Annotated in this window: 18 protein-coding genes; 9 read left to right on the plus strand and 9 right to left on the minus strand. The window is 51.3% G+C overall.

Translation table 11 applies throughout. The features are described 5' to 3' along the window. Window positions 1-177: 177 nt before the first annotated feature. From murB to DZC79_RS05755, 5 genes are all read right to left on the minus strand, one after another. On the minus strand, window positions 178-1,200 hold the full coding sequence (murB, locus tag DZC79_RS05735) for a UDP-N-acetylmuramate dehydrogenase (RefSeq protein WP_118950600.1): 1,023 nt from the start codon (window positions 1,198-1,200) through the stop codon (window positions 178-180). A 211-nt stretch (window positions 1,201-1,411) separates the two neighbouring features. Further along, a complete protein-coding gene (locus DZC79_RS05740) occupies window positions 1,412-1,774 on the minus strand; it encodes a DUF4288 domain-containing protein (RefSeq protein ID WP_118950601.1) in 363 nt (120 codons plus the stop codon). Window positions 1,775-1,893: 119 nt separating this feature from the next. Beyond that, window positions 1,894-2,610, minus strand: coding sequence for a head GIN domain-containing protein (locus DZC79_RS05745; protein WP_118950602.1), 717 nt, complete (start codon window positions 2,608-2,610; stop codon window positions 1,894-1,896). Between the two features lie 127 nt (window positions 2,611-2,737). Continuing rightward, the gene (locus DZC79_RS05750) at window positions 2,738-3,877 is read right to left on the minus strand and encodes a hypothetical protein (RefSeq protein WP_118950603.1); all 1,140 of its coding nucleotides are present in this window, start codon (window positions 3,875-3,877) and stop codon (window positions 2,738-2,740) included. 136 nt (window positions 3,878-4,013) lie between these two features. Continuing rightward, on the minus strand, window positions 4,014-5,573 hold the full coding sequence (locus tag DZC79_RS05755) for a T9SS type A sorting domain-containing protein (RefSeq protein ID WP_118950604.1): 1,560 nt from the start codon (window positions 5,571-5,573) through the stop codon (window positions 4,014-4,016). A gap of 153 nt (window positions 5,574-5,726) precedes the next feature. On the opposite strand from DZC79_RS05755, the gene DZC79_RS05760 reads away from it, so the two are divergent. Both DZC79_RS05760 and DZC79_RS05765 read left to right on the plus strand, forming a co-directional pair. After that, on the plus strand, window positions 5,727-7,712 hold the full coding sequence (locus DZC79_RS05760) for an ATP-binding protein (RefSeq protein WP_118950605.1): 1,986 nt from the start codon (window positions 5,727-5,729) through the stop codon (window positions 7,710-7,712). Then, window positions 7,709-8,353, plus strand: coding sequence for a response regulator (locus DZC79_RS05765; RefSeq protein WP_118950606.1), 645 nt, complete (start codon window positions 7,709-7,711; stop codon window positions 8,351-8,353). The genes DZC79_RS05760 and DZC79_RS05765 overlap by 4 nt, the downstream gene beginning before the upstream one ends. A gap of 13 nt (window positions 8,354-8,366) precedes the next feature. On the opposite strand, the gene DZC79_RS05770 is transcribed toward DZC79_RS05765, so the two are convergent. The 3 genes from DZC79_RS05770 to DZC79_RS05780 form a co-directional block, all read right to left on the minus strand. Then, window positions 8,367-10,160: an STN and carboxypeptidase regulatory-like domain-containing protein gene (locus DZC79_RS05770; RefSeq protein WP_157976953.1), complete on the minus strand. Its 1,794-nt coding sequence runs from the start codon at window positions 10,158-10,160 to the stop codon at window positions 8,367-8,369. Between the two features lie 126 nt (window positions 10,161-10,286). Further along, window positions 10,287-11,285, minus strand: a complete 999-nt coding sequence (locus DZC79_RS05775; protein ID WP_118950608.1) for a FecR domain-containing protein — start codon at window positions 11,283-11,285, stop codon at window positions 10,287-10,289. Between the two features lie 49 nt (window positions 11,286-11,334). Further along, entirely contained in the window at window positions 11,335-11,916 is a 582-nt protein-coding gene (locus DZC79_RS05780; protein ID WP_232831765.1) for an RNA polymerase sigma-70 factor, read from the minus strand. Window positions 11,917-12,146: 230 nt separating this feature from the next. On the opposite strand from DZC79_RS05780, the gene mscL reads away from it, so the two are divergent. From mscL to DZC79_RS05810, 5 genes are all read left to right on the plus strand, one after another. Continuing rightward, window positions 12,147-12,590 (plus strand): large conductance mechanosensitive channel protein MscL, encoded by a 444-nt coding sequence (gene mscL, locus DZC79_RS05785; RefSeq protein ID WP_118950610.1) that lies wholly within the window; start codon window positions 12,147-12,149, stop codon window positions 12,588-12,590. Window positions 12,591-12,657: 67 nt separating this feature from the next. Continuing rightward, on the plus strand, window positions 12,658-13,416 hold the full coding sequence (locus DZC79_RS05790; RefSeq protein ID WP_118950611.1) for a geranylgeranylglyceryl/heptaprenylglyceryl phosphate synthase: 759 nt from the start codon (window positions 12,658-12,660) through the stop codon (window positions 13,414-13,416). A 109-nt stretch (window positions 13,417-13,525) separates the two neighbouring features. Next, complete coding sequence (locus DZC79_RS05795) at window positions 13,526-14,392, plus strand: tetratricopeptide repeat protein (RefSeq protein WP_118950612.1); 867 nt, start codon at window positions 13,526-13,528, stop codon at window positions 14,390-14,392. Window positions 14,393-14,863: 471 nt separating this feature from the next. Further along, window positions 14,864-16,420: an Rne/Rng family ribonuclease gene (locus tag DZC79_RS05800; RefSeq protein WP_118950613.1), complete on the plus strand. Its 1,557-nt coding sequence runs from the start codon at window positions 14,864-14,866 to the stop codon at window positions 16,418-16,420. Window positions 16,421-17,191: 771 nt separating this feature from the next. Further along, complete coding sequence (locus tag DZC79_RS05810; RefSeq protein ID WP_118950615.1) at window positions 17,192-18,709, plus strand: FMN-binding glutamate synthase family protein; 1,518 nt, start codon at window positions 17,192-17,194, stop codon at window positions 18,707-18,709. A 5-nt stretch (window positions 18,710-18,714) separates the two neighbouring features. Here the strand turns inward: DZC79_RS05810 and DZC79_RS05815 are convergent, their stop codons facing one another. Then, window positions 18,715-19,977: a hypothetical protein gene (locus tag DZC79_RS05815; RefSeq protein WP_118950616.1), complete on the minus strand. Its 1,263-nt coding sequence runs from the start codon at window positions 19,975-19,977 to the stop codon at window positions 18,715-18,717. Window positions 19,978-20,182: 205 nt separating this feature from the next. Here DZC79_RS05815 and sufB point away from each other — a divergent pair, with 205 nt between their 5' ends. Both sufB and sufC read left to right on the plus strand, forming a co-directional pair. After that, window positions 20,183-21,628 carry a Fe-S cluster assembly protein SufB gene (gene sufB, locus DZC79_RS05820; protein WP_118950617.1) on the plus strand — a complete coding sequence of 482 codons (1,446 nt, stop codon included), beginning with the start codon at window positions 20,183-20,185 and terminating at the stop codon, window positions 21,626-21,628. Between the two features lie 64 nt (window positions 21,629-21,692). Then, complete coding sequence (sufC, locus tag DZC79_RS05825) at window positions 21,693-22,445, plus strand: Fe-S cluster assembly ATPase SufC (protein WP_118950618.1); 753 nt, start codon at window positions 21,693-21,695, stop codon at window positions 22,443-22,445. Window positions 22,446-22,515: the final 70 nt, after the last annotated feature.

A 22,515-nucleotide genomic window follows, 5' to 3' on the forward strand; every position in this document is an offset into this window, starting at 1 on the left:
AAGACAACGGTAATGAAAGATACCCCTATGGAATATTTTCGCTTTATAAATTCATTGATTTTAGTGGAATGCTACCGATATCCAGGTAGCCGGCCGGGGCTTGCTGCAAATGCTTGACAGGCGCAACGATCGGTCCGGCGCGCATTCCGCGGAATGAACGTTGCCGGGACGGAATTATTATGCGGGCTGAATAATTTGTACTTCTCTTTCCAGCTGTATGCCGAAACGTTGCTTTACGGAGTCCATTATCCTTACTGAAAGCGCTGCAATATCGGCGCCGCTGGCTTTCCCGTAATTCACCAGCACCAGGGCCTGATCTTTGTGCACACCGTAGTCGCCCTCCCGGTAGCCTTTCCAGCCACATTGCTCGATCAGCCAGCCCGCAGGTATCTTGGTCTTTCCGTTATCCAGGGGATAGCCCGGAAGCGAAGCATATTGCTCTTTGAGCGATAAGTAGACGGCGTCGGGCACTTCGGGGTTCTTAAAGAAGCTGCCCGCATTGCCGATCTTTTTGGGATCGGGAAGCTTGGCGCTGCGGATACGGATCACGGCATCCGAGATATGCTTTATTGATAGCTCTGTTATGCCCATCGCCTCAAGCTCTTGCCGGATATTACCGTAGCTGGTGTGGAATACAGGCACTTTGTCCAGCCTGAAAGTTACGGAAGTGATTACTGCCTTACCTTTCATGGCGCCTTTGAAAATACTGTCACGGTAGCCGAAACGGCACTCTGCCTGCGTAAAGCTGCGGAAGGCCTGCTGCTCCAGGTCAAAGAAGCGTACCTGCTCCAGCACATCCTTCACCTCTACGCCATAAGCGCCGATGTTTTGTATGGGCGCGGCGCCAACGGTCCCGGGTATCAACGATAAGTTCTCTACCCCGGCATAGCCCTGCTCCACGCAATACAGCACAAAGCGGTGCCATACCTCCCCTGCGCCCGCCCTGATCCATACATGGCTGTCATCTTCTTTTATCCTTTCAATGCCTCCGATCTTATTGTGCAGGATCCATTGCGGTACATCGGCCGTCAGCAGGATATTGCTGCCGCCACCCAGTATAAAAAGCCCGGAGCTATAGGCAGGATTGTCTTTCAGCGAGAGCAGTTCTTCTTCCCGGTGCAATTCGGAGTAGTGTGCAGCGTAGGCTTCCATGCCGAAAGTATTGCAGGAAAGCAGGGAAACGTGAGCGAGCGTTTGCATAAGCAATGAGAGTGAGCCGGCCCTGAAGACAGGTTTTGCCGTAAATTCAGGCGCGAACTTAGGAAATAAAATGAACATGGCATCCGGGGACAAGTCGGGCGGGGTAGCTGCGCTCTGTTAGGAACAATAAAAAAGCTGTCCATGAGATTGGACAGCTGCGAAAAGAAATGTCTCCCGCGAGGGGCTCAGGCTGCACGGAAAACAAGTAAGGTCAGGCCGTAAGGGCGATCTGCATCTGCAGGCTGGCATGGCGGGTACGCAGCGAGTGCATGTACTCTCTTGCCGCGCCTGCCGTGTCTATAGTATAATGTAACTCCATATTGTCTACGCTTTCTTCAGGTTTGTCGATCGTTTGCAGGATACCGATGCCCGCAAACTCCCAGGTCAGCTCCTGATTGTCCGCTGTATTGCGCTTATCGAGTTCGTGAGAGGCCATTACAAGCGCGGCCTGGTAGGCTTCGCGGGCGGAATCGGCTTTGATCAGGCGCATTTGTTTATCAAATTGGTGTACGGTTGGACAATTTTTGTCGTGGATACGATAGATCAATTCAGTAAGGAACCAACATTGTTGCATAAAGAGATAATTAAAGGAAAAATATGCCCGCGCTACCTGTCTGTTTATCCATTAACGGCCTGTCTGTTGAATTATTTCCGCGCCGGGCATATTCTTCTTGATTTTAACGTTTGTATTGTCTACATCGGCCGCAGCTTACCCGAGCCGCTGATGCTCACGTCTATAGCCGGAAGTCCCCTGTAATAGACATTGCCGCTGCCGCTTATCCGCACCTTCAGGTGATTCAGGGCATATACCCTGGCATCGCCCGATCCGGATATCCTGACATCCGCACTATTGGCCGCCAGCCCGGAACAATCGGCTGAACCGCTACCGGTGATGTCGATATCTTCAAAATCGGCAGTACCGTTGAAGATATTGATCTCCCCGCTGCCGCTAATGTCGGCATCCAGGCTGCCCGCAGTCAGTTTGGTTATATTGACGTCTCCCGAACCATTTACCCTGATATATAAGTTAGCAGTATTCATGGGCTCCTGGACCGTCATGCTGCCGGAGCCGCTTACCCTTAAGCCGGTTATGCTCGGTGCTGTCACATATACCCTTACCCGGGAATCGGGACGGATGACGGTGTTGCTTTTGACCCGTACGGTCATGATTCCGTCATTGAGCACTGTCTCCAGGACGTCAATAATATTTTGTTGCGCTTCGATACGTATGTTGTAAGTATTGCCCTGGCTTACATACACGTCGCCGGTAAAATCGGATTTGATCTCACTGAAACCGGAAATGTTCCGTGTCTCCGATACTACCGGCCCTTTTCCGTCGACCTTGCGGCAGGAGGGAAGGAGGGCAAGCATCAATAAGCTGAAAATGAGTAGAATACTTAACTTTTTCATATGGCTAAGATGATTGAATAGTTGCGCTGTTAAACGTGATTTTTCTTAGTATTCTGCCATTTCATTGTATATAGACGACGAACGGCAGGGATTCATTAGGTTAATAAATTGATAAAGGGGTATGCCGTCACAGGTTGAATTGTACACCGGCGATGGCTCCGAAGTAAAGACCATTGATATGGTTTTTACCCCTATTCTTCCATAAATAATGGTCGTCGCGGATATCCGTCTGTCCTCTTTCGTAGTTGAGGTGATTGAAGCTGGGGCCGGCAAAAAACTCCAGGCGGTTGGCTATTTTATAAGCGGCCAATATACGAAGGGCCGACTTCATATACACATCGTGCTGCAGATCGCTCATGGCCATAGTAACGGTTTCAAGATTGATGCGGAAGGATTTGCTGATGGCGATATGCGCGCCAAGGCCGCCTTCGAGCACATAACGGGCTTCTTCATCCTTGAAGTTGTAGCCCGCGCCAAGAATGCCGTACAAGACCTTACCGCCCGATCGGAAAGTGACCATTGTGCTGGCGCTTTCGTCAATGGATACGCCGATCTGCTTCTCCCCGTTTTTGATAATGTTGACCAGGCCGATAGGATAATTGCTTTCCTCGGCAATGTTGATGAAGCCGGCCACCTGTACGCCGCTTACTTTCTTTGCCACATTAATGAAGCCGGCTACTTGTGTATGCGCATCTTTCGCTACATTGATAAAACCGGCCACCTGCACGGCATCGCTGTTCCTGGCGATGTTGCCGAAGCCGGCTACCTGTGCATCACTGTTGCCGGCCTTGTTGGCGAAGCCCGCCATCTGCAGTCCGCGGGCGTCCTTCGTAATGTTGGCCAGGCCGGCCAGCTGCGCGCCGTCGGCGCTGCCGCTGATATTCGCCAGGCCTGCTAGCTGTGCTCCTTCTGCATTTCCTTTGATATAGTTAAGGACACCTGCCATCTGTGCACCGCGGGCTTTGTGCTGTACGTGGTTAAGGATGCCGGAGATCATTACCCCGTGGGCTTCATGCTTGACAACGGAGCTGATGCCGGAGAGGCAAAAGGCATTCTCCTGCCAGGAAACGCCCGCCAGTACATGCATAGAGAAGTTGTTGGTCAGTTGTGGCGCTTCGGTGCCGTTGGTGCTTAAGGGGTAGATAAAGCCGACGTGGGCAGGACGGGCTTTAGTACCCTGGGCCGATGCAGCGACGATAAAACAAAAGAAAACGAGGAAGCTGCAAAGGATCCAAAGAATTAAGCTGCTGAAAAAATTGCGTGTCATAAAAGGTGCTTTCGAATAGGACACCGATAAGAAAGGATACCCCTACAGGCTGTTCTTTAAAAACAGACCTGCCCAAACAGGAAAGCCGCCCTGTATGGAGGCGGCATCCGGTCATTGTCTGACTTATTGGTTGCGGTTAATCGAGCTTGATCAGCTTTTCCGCCTTGATAAAATTGTTGTCCTTATCGCGGAGCTCAAGAATATACAAGCCTGCGGGCAATCGGCTGATATCGAGCGATGATCCGCTACGTTGCTCCATTACTTTAGCACCATCGGCGCCAAGCAGCAGCAGGCTGAGCTTAACAGGGGACTGGATGAATACGGTTTCCTTTGCCGGGTTGGGATATACCTGTATGTGCGAAGCGATACCGTTCGGGTCGTGAATGGCCGTCGTATTATAGTTGAACGCTGCGGACAGGTTACTGCATCCCGAACCGTCGGTAGCCTTCACCGTATAGCTGCCGGTAACCCCTGCGGGATCGTAAGTGGCGCCGGTGGCGCCGGGAACCAACTCGCCGTCTTTATACCATTGATAAGTAACTGTAGGTACTGACGGGCTTACCGAAAGCTGGCTGCCAGTCTGTACGATCACGGGCTGATCGGGCTGCGGACGGAACGCCACCGTAAGCGGCAATCCGAAATTGTTCTGGAGGAAGTCGGGACACTGCATGGGCGCTGCCTCTACGGTATATTCGCCCGGTATAAGTGCCGTAAAAGTAGAGCTGTTGGCGCCAGGTATAGCTGTGCCGTTGCGGAACCACTGCACCGATTCCGTATAAGGCGAAAGCACTTCAAGGAAGAGAGTATCGCCGGTGCAGAGAATGGCCTCACCATTTTCGCCTGTAGTGAAATTGCCCGAGCTGGATACGCTTATCGGTGCAAATACCCAGCTGTCGACCAGCACACTGTCTGAACGCGTATTACAGCCCATTACTGTGGCCGTAACATGGAACCAGCTGCCGGCATCGGCAACTTGCGATACGGGCAGTTCCTGTGCGGTGGCGCCGGGTATCATAACGCCGTCTTTGTACCATTCGAAATTACTGCCCGAATCGACGCTAAGCGTGTCCAGCGCACCAGGGCAAAGGATCGGGTTTTCGGGAATGATATGCGCTCTGATAAAAGCCACGTCGATCGTTACACCCAGGAAGGCGATCTGTGTGGGACAAATAGCGGGCGCACCACTAACAGAATAGCTGCCCGGCTCGTAGATGTAGAAGTCGGGGCTGTTGGCGCCGGGTATAGGCGATCCGTCTTTATACCACTGTACCGAAATGGGATAAGAAAAATGCATGAGCATGGTATCACGTCCTTCGCACAGCAGGGAGCTGCCGTCGTTGGGATTGATCTGGTAGTTGCCGTCGTGCACTGCGAAAGGCGGCAGGTACATCCACCCGTCCACCAGCACAGAGTCGGACATTTCGGTACAGGAAGCTTGTGTGGCGCTTACTTTGAAGTAGGAGCCTGCCATCGATCCGTCCACTACGAGATACTGTTGCGTTGCACCGGCAACAGGAGCGCCATCACGGTACCATTGATAGTTGTCGTACACCTGTGTCCACAGAGTATCGGTGTCCGTTGCACAAAGAACCATATTGTTGGGGGTGACGGTAGGTGTAAAACTACACTGTGCTTTCAGCTGCTCGGCCAGCAGGACCAGTAGTAGCATGGCCCCTGCAATGTAAAATCTTTTCATAGTCGCAGTTAAGTTTTAAAATGAAGTAACAAAGCTATTTTCAATACCGATGCTATATATTGTTACAAATACCCATTCTGAAATTGGGTATTTATACCCAATTTCACCGGATCGCTATGGGCTATAGAGGCGAATTTGTTATTTTTAGAGAGTATGTGGAAGCTGCCGTTTATCGTTACCGGATTTCTGCTCCTGTCCTGCGGCAGCTATGCCCAGGAAAGAACAGGCTTGCTGCGTAGCGGTATATCTTCGGCTGCAGGCGCCGCCTCGGCTATGCGGCAGATCGATTCGGCGGTAGCCCTTGCCGCCAGGGCGCCGGACCAGGCGCTGGAGCTACTCCATACAGTCAGAGCAGGGAATGAGAGCCGCTTGTCCGCGCTTGTCAATGGAAGGGCCCTGCTGGAAGAAGGAAATATACTGACGCTGGGCGGCCGGGTGGAGGAGGGCGAACGGGCCTTGCGGGAAGCTATCGCTTACCTGCTGCTGGCTCCTGAAGGCCGGCAGTATATTCCCCATGCCGTTGCAGGACTGGGCAAGCGCTACGCGGTAAAATCCGACTATGAGAATGCGATCCGCTATTTCTATAAAAGCATAGCTATGGCCGAAGCCGCTACGCCGGGAGCTAATATGGACTATGTCTACAACAACCTTGCGGGCATACTGACGCAGGTCGGCCGCAATACGGAAGGGGTATGGGATTACCTTGATAAGGCGGAACATTCGGCTATACAGCGTAAGGATGATCTGCTGCTGGCCAAAGTATACAACAATAAGGGCTTTGCCTGGAATACCCGTAAAGCATGGGACAGCAGCCGCTATTATTTTGGCCTTTCGCTCGCGCTGTCGCAGACCGCCCGCCTGCCGTTTACCGAGCACCTGGCTCTAACCAATACCGGCATCACCTACCTGGAACAGAACCGGCCGGCTGAGGCCCTGCCTTACTTGTTGGCTGCGGATAGCATCCATGCAGGCGTGCCCGGCTATAATCGCAACCTGAATACGGCGGCACTGGGACATGCTTATCTTTTGCTGAAAGATTACAAACGGGCGGAAAAGATTTTGCTGGAACAATACCGCGAAGCGGAAAGGCAGCAGCAGGCGGGTAATGTAAGAGCGGCGCGCTATTACCTGGCCAGGCTTTATGGCAGCAGGGGAGATTACCGCAAGGCTTATGAAAATGCGCAGGCTTATATAGATCTCAACAATTCTTTAAGCGGCGATGAGATCATTAGGCATGTCAACCAGGAAGAAGTCCGCTTCCGTACGGCAGAGAAGGACAAGGATTTGCTGCGCAAAACGGTACAGATCGAGCGGCAGCAAAAAGACCTGGAGCGCAAGAACAGATGGATCGCGATCGTTGTTGGCGCCATTATTATCGCTTTTCTGCTGCTGTTGCTGATCGTTAAAGGATACCGCTCCCGGCAAAAATTGCTGAAACACCAGATGGACAATATGGCCCAGCAAAAGGAGATAGAAAGGCTGAAGGCAGAGACTGAAGTGGAAGAGCGGGAACGTGCGCGCATTGCAAGAGAGTTGCACGACGGGATCGGCGGACTGGTCTCGGCTGCACAGCTGAATATACGTGCCCTGGAAAAAGAACATATATACCTTAAAGATTCGGAAGTGTACCTGAGCACCAGCCGTATCTTTACCGAAGTGGGCAGCGAACTTCGCAAAACGGCGCATAACATGATGCCCTCCGTACTGCTGCAGCGTAATATGGAGGAGGCTATCAGCATCTTTTGCAATTATATCCGACAGAACAAGAGCCTGCATTTCGATCTGCAATGCTACGGCGATTTTGCTTTGCTGCCCGACAGCTATAAGATCGCTATTTATCGCATGGTGCAGGAGCTGGTGCATAACGTGGTCAAACATGCGCACGCGGTCTCGGTGCTGGTACAGCTTATGTTTCAGCAGCCGGTAATGAGCATCACCATAGAAGATGACGGCGTTGGCTTCGATCCTGAAGCTGTGACGGATAAAGGACTTGGACTGAAGAGCATGGCCGAGCGTGTGAAGTATCTTAATGGTTCCTTTTCCATCGACAGCCAGCCCGGTAAAGGCGCCTCTGTCTATATAGAGCTTGAAATACCAGAAGCAGGCTGCAATAGCCCTGATCCAAAAACAAGACGATGAATCCGATCCGAGTAGCCATAGTAGACGACCATCCGCTGATCCGCAAAGGCCTGTATAATATGTTCCAGTACCTTGACAATATACAGCTTACGGCAACCTATGCCGATGGCCGCAGCCTTCTCGAGGGCCTGAAGGAGCAGCAGCCCGATATCCTCCTGCTCGATATCCACTTACCCGATCATTCAGGAGAAACCCTTGCCAGGCTTATATCGAGAGACCATCCTGCTATCGGTGTTATTGCGCTCACCAACCTGGATAATGTGTATTACATCCGGTCAATGTTCAAGGCGGGCGCCAGGGGCTATGTGCTGAAAACAGCGCCGGAAGAGGTGATCGTTGAAGCGATACAGAAGGTATACAACGGCGAACGGTTCATGGAAGGAGGACTGAGAGAGCTGGTGCTGCAAGCATCGTTGACAGACGGCGTACAGCGCAATCCCCAGCTGCTGCTCACCAAAAGAGAGCAGGAAGTGCTGCAGCTGATCGCCAGCAACCTGACCAGCAAGGAAATAGCGGAAAGCCTTTTCCTGAGCAAGCGGACCATAGATCACCACCGTAACAATCTTTTGCTCAAGCTGAATGTCAAGAACACAGCTGCTCTTATCGCAAAAGCCATCAAGCTTGGATTAGCACAAACCTGAACCGCGCCGTTGCTTAAAACAAGTCCACGCCTATATTCCAGCCCAGCCATCCCGTCACTTCCCTGCCGAAGGATACGGAAGGGTAGCCGTTAATGAAATCCGACCGGTAGCCTTCCGGTATGGCCACTTGTTTGGCATATAGGATCGAGAAGGCCGGTCCGGCATAAATATAGCAGAGCTTGCCGATGCGGTATTTGATGTTGATCTGCAGCCTTGCCAGCAGGCTTTGCTGTTCATCGTTGCCGGCATAGATGTATTGGTGCGTCAGTTCGGGATTGAGAAAGAAGCCTTTTTTGCCAAAGGGCATATCGCTGCCCAGCCCATAGCCGACAGAATAGGCCTTCTGCTTGTTGTCCAGCTGGAAGCCGCCGATAAGAATGCTGTACAGCTTCCGGTTGCCCGACTTATAAGCCAGTGTAACATGCTGCAGCTCGCTGGTAGAGACCGACAGCTTGTGATAGCCATGGAGGATAAAGTTGAAAAAGCCGATGCTATAGCCATCGGAAGTATCGGCGATATTGACAATGCCGATCTGGGTGCCTTTGAGCCGTTGCGCCAGGTTGACCATGGCCGAGATCTGGATGCCTTTCATTTCGCGGGCTGTAACATTGGCTATAGGCGCGATTTGCACGCCCGAACTCCGCTTGACATTCACATTGGCAATGCCCGCAATCTGCACACCATCCATATTCCGCGTGCTGTTGAAGATACCGCCCACCATGACGCCCCTGGCGTGCTTTACCGTAATGTTGCCGATGCCGGAGATCTGGATGCCTTTGCTGTTCAGGGCATGGTTATAGATGCCAGCAACCTGGATGCCTTTTGCGTCGCGGGCCACGATATTCGAAAGGCCCGCCACCTGTATGCCGCTGAGGCTGTCCAGCACTGAATTGTACAGACCTGCTACCTGAACGCCTGAAGCCCTGCCACCGACGATATTGAACAGGCCGGCGATCTCGACATATTTCATGTCATGCTTGACAATGTTGAACAAGGTACCGATCTCGAAACCATTGACTCCCGCAGTATAGCCCCCGAATACATTGAAGGAAAATTTATTGATCATTTGTGCACCCATGCGGCCATGGGAGCCCAGGCCGGGTGTAAGCGAGAACTGGAAGGGTTGCTTGGCGAAGAAATTATTGAGGTTAAGGCTGTTCATCGTTTGCTTGGATGAGAGCATGATATTGGCCAGCCAGTTTTTTTCGACACCCGAGATCACGACGGAATCAAGCGTGTACTGTATCTGCTGGATGCTGATCTGTATGTCCTGCGGCTGATCGCCGGAAAGCATAATGAGCGTATCGGCGTAGGAAACCTTACTGATGCTGATGCTGGCAATGGGTTTGCGTTCCTTTAGCTGCAGCCGGAAACGGCCGTGCTCATCGGTCATGGTGGAAATAAGCTGCTGACGCTCGTATACCGTGGCATAGCTTACCGGTTCTCCTGTATTCTTGTCGACGACCATGCCGCTTACATACCAATACTGGTAAGAAAGCGCTGGCTGAATGATCACATGGTCGTTACTTTCAATATACTGGTAACGATTACCGAAAAGACTTTCCAGCAGGGAGGCTATCGGTTTGTTCTTTATTGACACGGTAACCATGCTGTCGCTTTTCACCATATCATTGCTGTAGGAAAAATAAAAGCCGGCTTGTTTTTCCGCCTGCTTCAGCACCTCGGCTACCGGCTTGTTCCGCAGCTGAAGGCTGATGCGGCGCTGCAGCATCCCTTGTCCGTAGGTTGTTGTTGCCAGGATAGTGCAAAGTAAAAAGAGAAATAAAGCATTGTAGGGTTTGATCATGGGGGCAAAGCTATTGTTAATTTCCCGTCGGGCAGACATGCCGCCGGAAAAGGGCACCGGTATAACAGCAAAAAGACGGGCACCGCTTGCGCTGTGCCAATCCTTTTTCTCTCGCCACGTATTCCTTTATTTCAGGATAATCTCCCCGTCTTTCTGTTCGATGCTAAGGTTAAATTGTTTGGTCACCAGGCCCAATATCTCGTTCAGCGAAATATTCCTGTAGGTAGTGCTCAGCGTAAGATTGCGTACCCGTTCCTCAGGGATCACGATCTTCACATCGTAAGCGCTGTTGAGCGCTTCCGCGAGCTTGTACAAAGGCGTTTTATAGCATACAAATTCTTTGGTCCGGTAATAGTTGTATAGATCGTCCTGGCTTTTTTGCACATCCAGGGCTTTCTCCTTTTTATGCACGACCACTTTCTGCTGCGGGAGCACCCTTACTTTTTTATCCGAAACACCCACGTTAACAATGCCGGTCTCCACTACGACTTCCGTTTGCTCGGCACCGTTCTTCACATTGAAGGTGGTGCCCACTACCTGTACTTTTACTTCATCTACACTAATTTCAAAAGGTTTCTGCTTGTTGGGCGCCACGTTGAAAAATGCTTCGCCGGTTAGCTTTACTGCCCTGGTATTGGTGTTGAAGTCCTTTGCATAGGCTAATGTAGAGTTTTTGTTTAAGGTAACTACCGAGCCGTCGGGCAAGGTGTCTGTACGCACTTTGTCGGACGAGGCCAGCACGATCTCCTTTGGTTGCAACCCTATAAAGTAATAGGCTGCAAGGCTCCCGGTGATCAATAAGGCCACGGCTGCCGCTATGCTTGTCCAGCGGCGTTTTCTGGCCGGCATAAAGACAACGGTGTTATCCTGGCTATTATTGTCCTGCTCCTCGTATATCTGCTCCTCGTTACGCTGCAGGCTTTCTCTCTTCGCCTTGAAGCGCATCCAGGCCTGCTCTTCATCTACGGTGCTTGTGGCGGCAAGCGTCCGGCTCTGCTCCCATATCATTTTGAAATGGTCGTAGTACCGTTTATGTTCTTCTTTTGCGTTGATCCACTCCAGCACCATTCTTTCTTCATCGGCCGAAGTTTCACCCAAAAGATATTTCACCAAAAGTTCATCCATGTTATTAATTAATTATCAGCCTTCACAGTTTATACTTTGATCCTCATTTCTATAAGGCAATGGTAGTCTTCATCATAATGGCAATACCCGTTATCAGGGGCAGCAACACCGGTAAATATTCGACAAGCTGCATGCGCATGATCTTGAGCGCCTTGCCCATCTGATTCTCCACCGTCTTTACCGAAAGGTTCAGCTTGTCGGCGATCTCGCGGTATTTCAGCTCTTCGAAACGGCTCATCTGGAAAATGGTGCGGCATTGTTCCGGCAGCTGGTTCAGCGCATCGGCGATCTTCTCTTCCAGCTCACGGGCAATTACCTTGCGCGATACCTGGTCCGAAGCGGTGCCGGCGGTGTACAGGGTATGCGATTGATGTGCTTTTCTCACTTTTTTATGTTTCAGGTAATTCAGGCATTCGTTATACACCGAGCGATAGAGGTAGGCATTCAGCGATTGCTGTATGTTGACCTGGTCCCTTTTTTCCCATAGCTTGAAGAAGACCTGCTGTACGATCTCTTCGGCCATGGCCTCTTCCTGGAGTATAGTGCAGGCATAAGCATGCAGGGCCTTAAAATGAGATTTAAAAACCTGTTCAAACGCTGCCTCTGAAATTCCGGTAGGGTTTATATCCATGTACATTTGTGCGCTTTGCCCCTCAAAGATAGCCGCTTGCGGTAATGTTTGCATTTATATCAAGACAACTTTTGATGCTTTTACCCCTATAGGAGGCGGAAGAAGATATATTTTTTATCTTTAGGAACTGAAGACACGCCCGGTAAAGGCAGTTTCTTCGTAAAATAAATCTTTGAGAATAAATTATTTCTCAATGCATATTTTATCTTTGACGCCAAAAATAAAAAACTATGGGATTCTTTAAAGAGTTTAGAGAGTTTGCCGTAAAAGGCAACGTTATGGACCTGGCGGTCGGTGTGATCATCGGCGGCGCCTTCGGCAAAATTATCGACAGCGTGGTCAACGACCTGGTCATGCCGTTAGTTGCTACCATTATCGGCAAGCCGGATTTCAGCAACATGTATCTCGCCTTTGGAAAGGGCGCCCCGGGCGTAACGCCCGGAATGGCACTGGCCGACGCCCGGAAAGTACCTGATGCCTCGATTTTTGCCTACGGTAATTTTATTACGGTAGCCATCAATTTCCTGCTCCTGGCCTTTGTGATCTTCCTTATGATTAAAGGGATCAATAGTCTTAAACGCAAAGAAGAAGCCCAGCCTTCAGCGCCGCCTGCGCCCTCTTCTACCGATGTTCTGCTGACAGAAATAAGGGATGAGTTGAAAAAGAAGAGCTAAGTTTGCAGTAAATCTTTAAAGAATGACCCCGGGGATTTCTCCGGGGTCTGCTCAATATGTTATGCCCATGCGCCCAGGTACGGTTTATCCCCGCTTACAACAATTAAAAGCAGACCATCGTCATGCCTTTGCCGTACTGATCGATCCGGATAGCATTACGCCCGATGCCATAAAACGCACTGCAGGGTTATGCAATGAAGCGGCAGTCGATTTCATTTTTGTAGGTGGCAGCATTATGGTTACGGCGCATGTAGATCAATGCATCCGCCAATTCAAAGAGGAAAGCGACATTCCTGTAGTACTGTTCCCCGGCAGTCCCGCGCAGGTATCGCCCAGCGCCGATGCGCTGCTGTACCTCTCGCTGATCTCGGGACGGAATCCCGACTTGCTGATCGGCCAGCATGTAGTGTCGGCGCCCAGTATCAAGGCCAGCGGCCTCGAAGTGATCTCCACCGGCTATATGGTAATTGACGGCGGCGTACCCACCACGGTTTCCTATATGAGCCACTCGGCGCCTATCCCCGCCAATAAGCCCGATGTGGCCCTGTGCACCGCCTGGGCCGGGGAGCTGCAAGGCAAGCATGTGATCTATATGGATGCCGGTAGCGGCGCGCAATACCCCATCAGCAGCGAAATGATAAGAAAGGTCGGCAGCAATATCGATATCCCCTTGATTATCGGCGGCGGTATCCGTACGGCGGAGAAAGTATACGAAAACTGCCAGGCCGGCGCACAGGTAGTCGTTGTCGGTAATGCCATCGAAAAGGATCCCTCGCTGATTAAGGAAATGAGCCTGGCAGCGAAGGCAGCCGGTATAACCCTATAAGGGTTTCAAACCCTTATAGGGTTATACCGGCCGTAAATAATTAGCTAAACCGGCTGATCTCCGCCGGCAGACCGATTTGCTTCCGTAACTTCGCGGCAAATTTCTGCATTTGAAGCCTCTACATTATATCGTTATCGCAGCTGCCCTGGCGCTTACCGGGCTGCTTTACTTCGGCGGCAATACCGTTGCCCCCAAAAAAGAAAAGTCGGCCGGCCCCATGGCGGAAGGCGGCACACCCGGCGAACGCCAGGCCGCTGGTCTCAATATCCCCACACCGGCTAACTTCGACAGTCTGCTTGTTGCGGCCAAGCGGAAGTTGTCGCCCGCAGCGCAAGCCGATATCGTCCGCCAGGAAAATGCCGTTACCAGGGGTGATGTGAAAGAACAGCAGATCCTGGCTTACGAGGCCCTGGGCAAGCTGTGGCAGCAGTATAAAAACCGTGCCATCGCTGCTCATTACTTCGGAAAATCGGGAAAATTGGAAAATTCACAGAAAAAGCTGAACTTTGCCGCCCATTTGTTTTCAGAGGAGCTGCATGAAGAACGCGATCCGCATGTAAGACAATGGATGGCTGAGGAAGCGATCGCCTGTTATCAGCAGTCGATCGGGCTGAATCCCGACAACGATACCACCCGCATTGATCTTGCAGAGATTTATATTGCCGGTACCGGAGAAACGATGAAAGGCATCGAGCAGCTGCTGACCATCGTACGGAAAGATTCCACCAACATTCCTGCCAACCTGATCCTGGGCCGGATGGCGGTAGAATCGGGGCAGCTGGATAAAGCCATACAAAGAGGACAAACCATCCTCGGTGTAGACAAGGAGAACGTCGAAGCCTACTGGTTTATGGCCGAAGCCTATCGTCGTAAAGGCGATGTAGCCAAGGCGAAAGAGCTGCTGACCGAGGCAAAAAGGATTGTCAGCAACCCCGCTTTCAGCAAAGAAGTGGATGAGTACATGAAAACCTTCTAGGCCCGTGCCCGGAAGTATGAAAACGGAAAGACTGTAAAAAGTACTTTATAAAAATCATTTTTTTAACAACAAAAAATTATTTGAGCTATGCCAAGTGGTAAAAAAAGGAAACGTCATAAGATCGCAACGCACAAACGCAAGAAGCGCCTGAGGAAGAACCGCCATAAGAGCAAGAAGAAATAAGTACGCCACATAAAGCGCTGTTGGGACGAACCCGTTGCCAACAGCTGGTTTTATGCTGAATATAAAATGCTAACCCGGATTTCCGGCTCTTCCGAGCCTGATGTCGGGTTTACATTTTTTTAGTCATAACCTGCCCGGCCGCCTATCGCGGATCAGACTTCTTCAGAAGCCGACGCCGGCCGGGAGACCATAAAGTTATGCAGTAGCGTGCCAATAGCTAACCCTGCGCCTGTTACTTTCCAGTAAAGACAGGCGACAGTATTTTGACAGAACGACAAAAAAGATATCATGAACAAAGAAATGATAATCAATGCGTCGGCTGATGGTGTGGAAATTGCGCTTCTTGAAGATAAAAAACTCGTAGAGCTTCATTACGAACATAATAATTCGGCATTTGCTGTCGGCGATCTGTATCTCGGCAAGGTAAAAAAGCTGATGCCGGGATTGAACGCTGCTTTCGTAGACGTTGGATACGAAAAAGATGCTTTTCTACATTATACCGACCTGAGTCCCTACATCAAGTCGTTGCTGAAGTTTACCCAGACAGCCATCAGGAACAATAACCCTGAAGGCTTTGATTTCGGTAAATTTCAAAACGAGCCGGAGATACTCAAAACAGGCAAGATCACCGACGTGCTCAACCAGAAGCCGGAGATCGTGGTCCAGATCCTGAAAGAGCCCATTTCCTCCAAAGGCCCCCGCCTCAGCTGCGAGCTTTCCTTCCCGGGAAGATTCGTGGTGCTTACCCCCTTTAATAATTTTGTATCGGTATCGCGCAAGATCCATTCGGGAGAAGAGCGTAAGCGCCTGCAAAAGATCGTGGAAAGCATCAAGCCAAAAAACTTCGGCGTTATCGTGCGTACTGCAGCCGAAGGCAAAAATACCGCCGAGCTGCATGCCGATCTTACCGACCTGGCTAACCAGTGGAAGACGATCCAGCAAAATCTTAAAGATGCCAAGCCGCCCAAGCGTATTATGAGCGAGCAGGCCAAAACCACCTCCATCCTCCGCGACCTGCTGAACGAAAGCTTTCAGCGCATTGTAGTCAACGAAAAGGGTATTCTGCAGGAAACCAAGGAATATGTTTCCCGCATAGCCCCGGAAAAAGAAGAAATCGTCAATCTTTATCATAACGGTCAACCTATTTTTGATCATTATGGCATTACCCGCCAGGTAAAAGCAGCCTTTGGCAAGACTGTAAACCTGAACAGCGGCGCTTACCTTATTATCGAGCATACCGAGGCTATGCACGTGATCGACGTGAACAGCGGCACCCGGGCAGCTGATGGTAACCAGGAAGAGAGTGCTCTGAAGACCAACCTCGAAGCGGCTGAGGAAATCGCACGCCAGCTGCGCCTGCGCGATATCGGCGGTATCATCATCATCGACTTTATCGATATGAAGCTGCCCGACAACAAGCGTAAGCTGTTCGACGCCATGAGCGAGCTCATGGTCAATGACCGGGCCCGGCATACCATATTGCCGGTATCGAAGTTTGGTCTGATGCAGATCACCCGCCAGCGGCTGCGTCCCGAGATCCACATCAGCACTGCTGAGGTATGTCCCAGCTGTAAAGGCACCGGTAAGATCGGACCTTCCATTCTCATTACCGATGAGCTGGAAAAGGATTTCCAGTACCTCATTAACCAGGGGCACCGCAAGCTGCGCCTGAGCGCGCATCCCATGCTGATCGCCTACCTGAAGGATAAAGGCTTCTGGCGCTCGCTGCAGTGGAAATGGTACCGTAAACATGGGGTATGGCTGGAGCTGCACATAGACAACAATTATCAGCTTACCGAATACTACTTCTTCGATAAGAAGACTGATGAAGTGATCAAGCTCTGATCCGCATCCGAAAGAAATTGAAAATGCCCGGGAAATAGGCCCGGGCATTTTTATGTTTGGGAATGTTGAGCGATTCGCCTATTCCGTGATCAGAGTGGCTAATACGAAGGGCTCCTCTTCCTGGATGCCGTTTTAATGTTGCATAATCATAATGCAGGATCAAGCGGAAAATCTGGGGGTTACAAGAGGTGTACGGGAAGGAGACTATGAGGGCTTCAATCATTACAAAAGGACAAGATAGCGCAGTCCGGCCCATACTGCTTATACTCAAACTTTCCCGGTCCCATAGGATCGGGAAGGTTTACAGGTGATCCTGTAGCTACCCGCGATATAGGGCTCCTTAGGAGCCGAACGTTTGTAGCGCCAATAGGAACAAACATAAATTGCTCCGTAGGAGCAAAACCAGGGTTGCTAAGAATATACATCCAGCCGCCGTTCAGGTCGCTACGCGTCCCGACCGGCCTGGCCGCACAGCTGCAGTACAAGCTCACCCATAAGCACTGAAGCGTTCCATCCTCTGGGTTCTGAACTGATGCTCCGGATTTTCATCAGGAACACACCTATATTGTATCCCCCAACTTTCACGCTTGATTCTTTTTCCCAATCCACCAACTTTTTCGCTTGATCCCATAACACAGTCAGGCCTGTAACGAAGATAGTCCCGGTATATGCCGTAGTCAATGTCCTCAACCCGGTATTAATCTATTAGGAAATGTGGTATCACTTTTCGTTAGCAATTGTATTTTTTATCTTTAGCTAAAGATATGGCCTATGAGAACGCTCTTTTTCCGGGTAATGATCCCGCTCTGCCTGGCATCGGTTGTGCTGTGCTGGTTTTATCCCGCCTGGCTGTGGTTGCCGGTGGTGCTGTGTATCCTGCTCCTGATCGGCATTGCCAATGCTTCGCAGCCACACCACACTATATTGCGCAACTTCCCGGTGCTGGGTTATTTCCGGTATTTCTTTGAATTTATTTCCCCCGAGCTGCAGCAGTATTTTATCGAGCGCAATACCGACGGGCGGCCCTTTTCCCGCCAGCAAAGAGCCCTGGCTTATCAACGCGCCAAGAACATAGATGCCACTACACCTTTCGGCACCCAGCTGGAGGTTAATACTGCGGACTATGAAGGACTGCGGCATTCCATCTATCCCGCGCCCGTGCTGAAGGAGCTGCCCCGCACTACTGTGGGCGGACCGCAGTGCAGCCAGCCTTATTCCGCCTCCTTGTTCAATGTTTCGGCAATGAGCTTCGGCTCATTGAGCGCCAATGCTGTGATGGCCGTTAATAAAGGAGCGCAGGAAGGCGGCTTCTACCAGAATACCGGCGAAGGTGGTCTTACGGATTACCACCTGCAGGGCGGCGATGTAGTCTGGCAGATCGGCACCGGCTATTTCGGCTGCCGGACAGCGGAGGGAAATTTCGATGCCGAAAAATTCCGGGAAAAAGCAGCATTACCGCAGGTGAAAATGATCGAGCTCAAGATCTCGCAGGGCGCCAAGCCCGGCCATGGCGGCGTGCTGCCAGCTGCCAAGAACACCGAGGCCATTGCCCGTATCAGGGGCATCGATCCGCATGTGGATGTGCTGTCTCCTCCAGGTCATACTGCTTTTTCCGATGCCGCAGGCCTGGTCGCTTTCATTGCCCGGCTGCGCGAGCTGAGCGGCGGCAAGCCGGTGGGCTTTAAGCTGTGCATCGGTAAGGTCGACGAGTTTACAGAGTTGTGTGAAGAAATGAACCGTGTGGGTATTTATCCCGACTTCATCACGGTTGACGGCGCAGAAGGCGGTACCGGTGCGGCGCCGCTCGAATTTTCCGACGCCGTGGGCATGCCGTTGGAGCCTGCGCTCATTTTTGTGCAGCAAACCCTCGTTCGCCTGGGTATACGGGATAAGCTGCACCTCATCTGCAGCGGTAAAATACTCTCGGCTGTTTCCCTGCTGCGCGCCCTGGCTTTGGGCGCCGATATGTGCAACAGCGCCAGGGGCTTTATGTTCTCGCTGGGCTGTATACAAGCCCTGCGCTGCAATACCAATGTTTGTCCTACAGGTGTAGCTACCCAGGATAAGATGCTGATGAAGGGTTTGGTAGTCGGAGAGAAGAAGGACCGCGTACGCCATTTTCATCACAATACACTTCACGCCGCAATGGAGCTGCTGGCCGCCTGCGGTAAGAAGAATTTCGATGAAGTGGATATGAGCATCTTTATGCGCGGCGACGAATTTATCCGGCTGTCAGATCTGTATTTTCCTGATAACCTACCCCCTGTGCCGCCTAACGCGATCGGCTAAGCCCTTCAATCCATGTATAAGGGGGCGATGAATTGTTGAAACAGGCATAGCTGCATCAACATATCAAAAGCCACGATAAGGGTCAATAGCCAGGCAGACTGCCTCCTGCCGGTGTACAGCATAAACGCAAGGATCAACATATTGCCGGGGACAGCAGTGACGAGGAAGCGGCTCCATCCGGCGTAAGCGCCGAACAGAGCCCAGAAGATCTGGGCCAGTGCCAGGAAACCTGCTATAGTACTTGCTTTCCGGGTTTTTCGGGCAAAATGATGCAGGAAAACAAGGAAGAATGGTGAGGATACAATGTAGCGATTGGCGCCCATAATATTGGTGCCGGCGCTACCAAACTTAGGGTTGGTGAACAGCAAAGTAAGTCCGGCGACGACCAGGTAGCCGCAGCTGACCAATATCGGCGGCGATGCCGGAGGTATATTGCAATACCAGCGCCGGGCCTGCACGAGCAGCCATATAAAGCCTGTGGTGGCGGCCAGCATGGCTAGGGCGTTCAGCCAATGGTAGCGCCAGTCGCCCTGCTCGATATTATTAAACGGCAGCCGGGGAAGAGAGAGCACATGGTACCATACTGTAGATTGCACCTTGAAGTAATAAAACCAGACACCCGTCTGGTAAAATTGAATGCACACAAACAGTGACAGGCCGATAAGTCCTGGTAATCCGTAACGAAGCAAGGCCAGCCTGAGGCTACACCACCATTCCCGCCGGGGACGGCGCGCTATTTCCATAATAAAAAAAGCCGGCAGCAACAACAAGCCCCCGGCCCTTGTCACCGTGATGAGGACAAGCAGCAAGGCCAGCAGCTTGTATCGTTGCTGTTGCAGCGCATAGAGCAGCGATACCCCTAGCAGGAAGAATAAAGCCTCTGTATAAGGCACAAACACAAAATAAAGGGAAGGTAAGGTGAGCCATAAAAGCCAGAATTGTTTGTCGCGCTCACGCAGAAGGTTGGTCAGAAGGAAAAAACCGGTAGCGAACAGGACGATATTCAGGCATATGACCCCCCAAGTGTTCAGCATGCTGATACGCCACAACAGGGGAAAAAGAAAGAAGAAGCCGCCGCTGTCATTACCGGGTTGATACCCATGTTGCCGTATCCGGTCATAGAACACGGCATCCCAGGAGAGAAGGTTCGACGCTCCGGGCATTACCGTAAAGACCCGGCTTCTTACCAGGAAGAATTGCAGCCCGTAAAACAAAATGCCGTAGCCCAAAGCAAACAGAAACGGCCGCAGAAAGCGGTGGTAATTCATGGGATAGATATGGATAACAGATCACAATGTTAAGTATTTTAATTCATTTTTATTTGCATTAGATGTGTTTCTTTTATTCTTTGATATCTACTGTTATCTTAATTTCCGCATAGAAACCTTTTATCATTAGTCTTTCGCATTGCGGCTTTTTGATCGTACCTTTGCAGACTAAATCAGGGGACACCTTGATTCGGGCTTAGTAATTATGGAAAACAGTACTGAATTTTTAGAGGAAATTGCCGGTAAAGAGTACGAACATGGCTTTATTACCGACATTGAGATGGATATCCTGCCGCCCGGCCTCAACGAGGAAACCATTCACTTTATCTCCAAAAAGAAGAATGAACCCGAGTGGTTGCTGGAATGGCGGCTGAAGGCTTTTCGCGCCTTCCAGAAGATGGAATTACCTGCCTGGCAAAATTTCAAGATGCCGGAAATGGACTTCCAGGCGATCTCGTATTATGCTGCACCCAGGCAGAAAGCCAAATATGAAAGCCTCGACCAGGTAGATCCCGAGCTGCTGGAAACCTTCAAAAAGCTGGGCATTCCTCTCTCCGAGCAGAAGACCCTGGCCGGTGTGGCTGTAGATGCAGTATTCGACAGCGTATCGGTGGCGACCACCTATAAGGAAGAGCTGAAAAAGCTGGGCATCATCTTCTGCTCGTTCGGCGAAGCGGTGCAGGAGCATCCCGAGCTGGTAAAGAAATACCTGGGTACTGTAGTACCGCATTCCGACAATATTTTCGCGGCATTGAACGCTGCTGTGTTCTCCGACGGCTCTTTTGTATACATTCCGCCTGGTGTACGCTCACCTATGGAGCTGAGCACCTACTTCCGTATCAACGCGGCCAATACCGGCCAGTTTGAACGCACGCTCATCATTGCCGACAGGGACGCTTATGTCAGCTACCTGGAAGGCTGTACCGCGCCGATGCGGGATGAGAACCAGCTGCATGCCGCCGTGGTAGAGATCGTGGCGCTGGACAACGCCGAGGTGAAATACTCGACCGTTCAGAACTGGTATCCCGGCGATAAAGAAGGTAAAGGCGGCGTGTATAATTTCGTGACCAAGCGCGGCGTGTGCAAAGGGGCGAACTCCCATATCTCCTGGACCCAGGTAGAGACCGGTTCGGCCATTACCTGGAAATATCCCAGCGTGATCCTGCAAGGCGACAACAGCTATGGCGAATTCTATAGTGTGGCCGTAGCCAAGGGCAAACAGATCGCAGATACCGGTACCAAGATGTACCACCTGGGCGCCAACACCCGTAGCCGCATTATATCCAAAGGCATCTCGGCTGGCAACGGGCAGAACAGCTACCGTGGCCTGGTGCAGATCGGCGCCAAAGCGGAAAACGCGCGCAACTTTACCCAGTGCGATTCCATGCTGATCGGCGATCGTTGTGGTGCACACACCTTTCCCTATATCGAATCGAAGAACAATACCGCAACCCTGGAACATGAGGCCACCACCTCCAAGATAGGCGAAGACCAGATCTTCTACCTCAACGCCAGGGGTATCGATACCGAGAAAGCAGTAGAACTGATCGTAAACGGCTTCGCCAAAGAAGTGCTGAACAAGCTGCCCATGGAATTTGCCGTGGAAGCGCAAAAGCTGCTGGCGATATCGCTGGAAGGCAGTGTTGGCTAAATTTTGCGGAAGACTGTCCTCTGTCTGAATTTGAAACTGAAACTTAATCCATAAATTAAAGTAAGTGCTATCGATCAAAAACCTCCACGCCGGAGTCGAAGAAAAAGAAATCTTAAAAGGCCTGAACCTGGAAGTGAAACCGGGCGAAGTGCATGCGATCATGGGACCCAATGGCGCGGGTAAAAGCTCGCTGGCTTCCGTGCTCTCCGGCAGACCCAATTACGAAGTGACCCAGGGCAGCGTTACGCTTGATGGTAAAGATCTGCTCGACATGTCGCCGGAGGATCGTGCCCGTGAAGGCGTATTCCTGGCTTTTCAATATCCTATCGAGATACCAGGTGTATCCAATATCAACTTCCTGAAAACAGCCCTGAACGAAATCCGGACCTATAAAGGCCTGGAGCCGTTGAGCGCCAAGGAATTCCTTGCCCTCTCCAAAGAAAAGCAGAAGCTGGTGGAGTTTGACGCCAAGCTGGTGAACCGTTCCCTGAACGAAGGCTTTTCCGGAGGCGAGAAGAAGCGCAACGAGATCTTCCAGCTGGCTATGCTGGAGCCCAAGCTCTCCATCCTCGATGAAACGGATTCGGGCCTGGATATCGATGCCCTGCGTATTGTATCCCGCGGTGTGAACAAGCTGCGCAGTGATAAGAATGCCTTTATCATCATCACCCACTATCAGCGCCTGCTCGACTATATAGTACCCGACTTTGTGCATGTGCTGAGCGATGGGAAGATCGTCAAGACCGGCGATAAGAACCTGGCCCTGGAGCTGGAAGAAAAAGGTTACGACTGGATCCGGGAAGAAGCCATCCATTAAATGCGGCGTTTGCCGGAAGGTTCTGCCCGGGCAGGATATTCGTGCAGCACTGAAAAATTTCAATAATGAT

Source organism: Taibaiella helva, assembly GCF_003545695.1.
GTDB lineage: Bacteria > Bacteroidota > Bacteroidia > Chitinophagales > Chitinophagaceae > Taibaiella > Taibaiella helva.

Bases quoted from the DNA above. Each gene is read 5' to 3' on its own strand.
- DZC79_RS05760 (WP_118950605.1), top strand. From the start codon at position 5,727: ATGTGGAAGCTGCCGTTTATCGTTACCGGATTTCTGCTCCTGTCCTGC.
- DZC79_RS05740 (WP_118950601.1), bottom strand. From the start codon at position 1,774: ATGCAACAATGTTGGTTCCTTACTGAATTGATCTATCGTATCCACGAC.
- DZC79_RS05745 (WP_118950602.1), bottom strand. From the start codon at position 2,610: ATGAAAAAGTTAAGTATTCTACTCATTTTCAGCTTATTGATGCTTGCC.
- DZC79_RS05770 (WP_157976953.1), bottom strand. From the start codon at position 10,160: ATGATCAAACCCTACAATGCTTTATTTCTCTTTTTACTTTGCACTATC.
- DZC79_RS05750 (WP_118950603.1), bottom strand. From the start codon at position 3,877: ATGACACGCAATTTTTTCAGCAGCTTAATTCTTTGGATCCTTTGCAGC.
- DZC79_RS05815 (WP_118950616.1), bottom strand. From the start codon at position 19,977: ATGAATTACCACCGCTTTCTGCGGCCGTTTCTGTTTGCTTTGGGCTAC.
- DZC79_RS05775 (WP_118950608.1), bottom strand. From the start codon at position 11,285: ATGGATGAACTTTTGGTGAAATATCTTTTGGGTGAAACTTCGGCCGAT.
- mscL (WP_118950610.1), top strand. From the start codon at position 12,147: ATGGGATTCTTTAAAGAGTTTAGAGAGTTTGCCGTAAAAGGCAACGTT.
- DZC79_RS05800 (WP_118950613.1), top strand. From the start codon at position 14,864: ATGAACAAAGAAATGATAATCAATGCGTCGGCTGATGGTGTGGAAATT.
- murB (WP_118950600.1), bottom strand. From the start codon at position 1,200: ATGCAAACGCTCGCTCACGTTTCCCTGCTTTCCTGCAATACTTTCGGC.
- DZC79_RS05790 (WP_118950611.1), top strand. From the start codon at position 12,658: ATGCGCCCAGGTACGGTTTATCCCCGCTTACAACAATTAAAAGCAGAC.
- sufB (WP_118950617.1), top strand. From the start codon at position 20,183: ATGGAAAACAGTACTGAATTTTTAGAGGAAATTGCCGGTAAAGAGTAC.
- DZC79_RS05765 (WP_118950606.1), top strand. From the start codon at position 7,709: ATGAATCCGATCCGAGTAGCCATAGTAGACGACCATCCGCTGATCCGC.
- DZC79_RS05755 (WP_118950604.1), bottom strand. From the start codon at position 5,573: ATGAAAAGATTTTACATTGCAGGGGCCATGCTACTACTGGTCCTGCTG.
- DZC79_RS05780 (WP_232831765.1), bottom strand. From the start codon at position 11,916: ATGGATATAAACCCTACCGGAATTTCAGAGGCAGCGTTTGAACAGGTT.
- DZC79_RS05810 (WP_118950615.1), top strand. From the start codon at position 17,192: ATGAGAACGCTCTTTTTCCGGGTAATGATCCCGCTCTGCCTGGCATCG.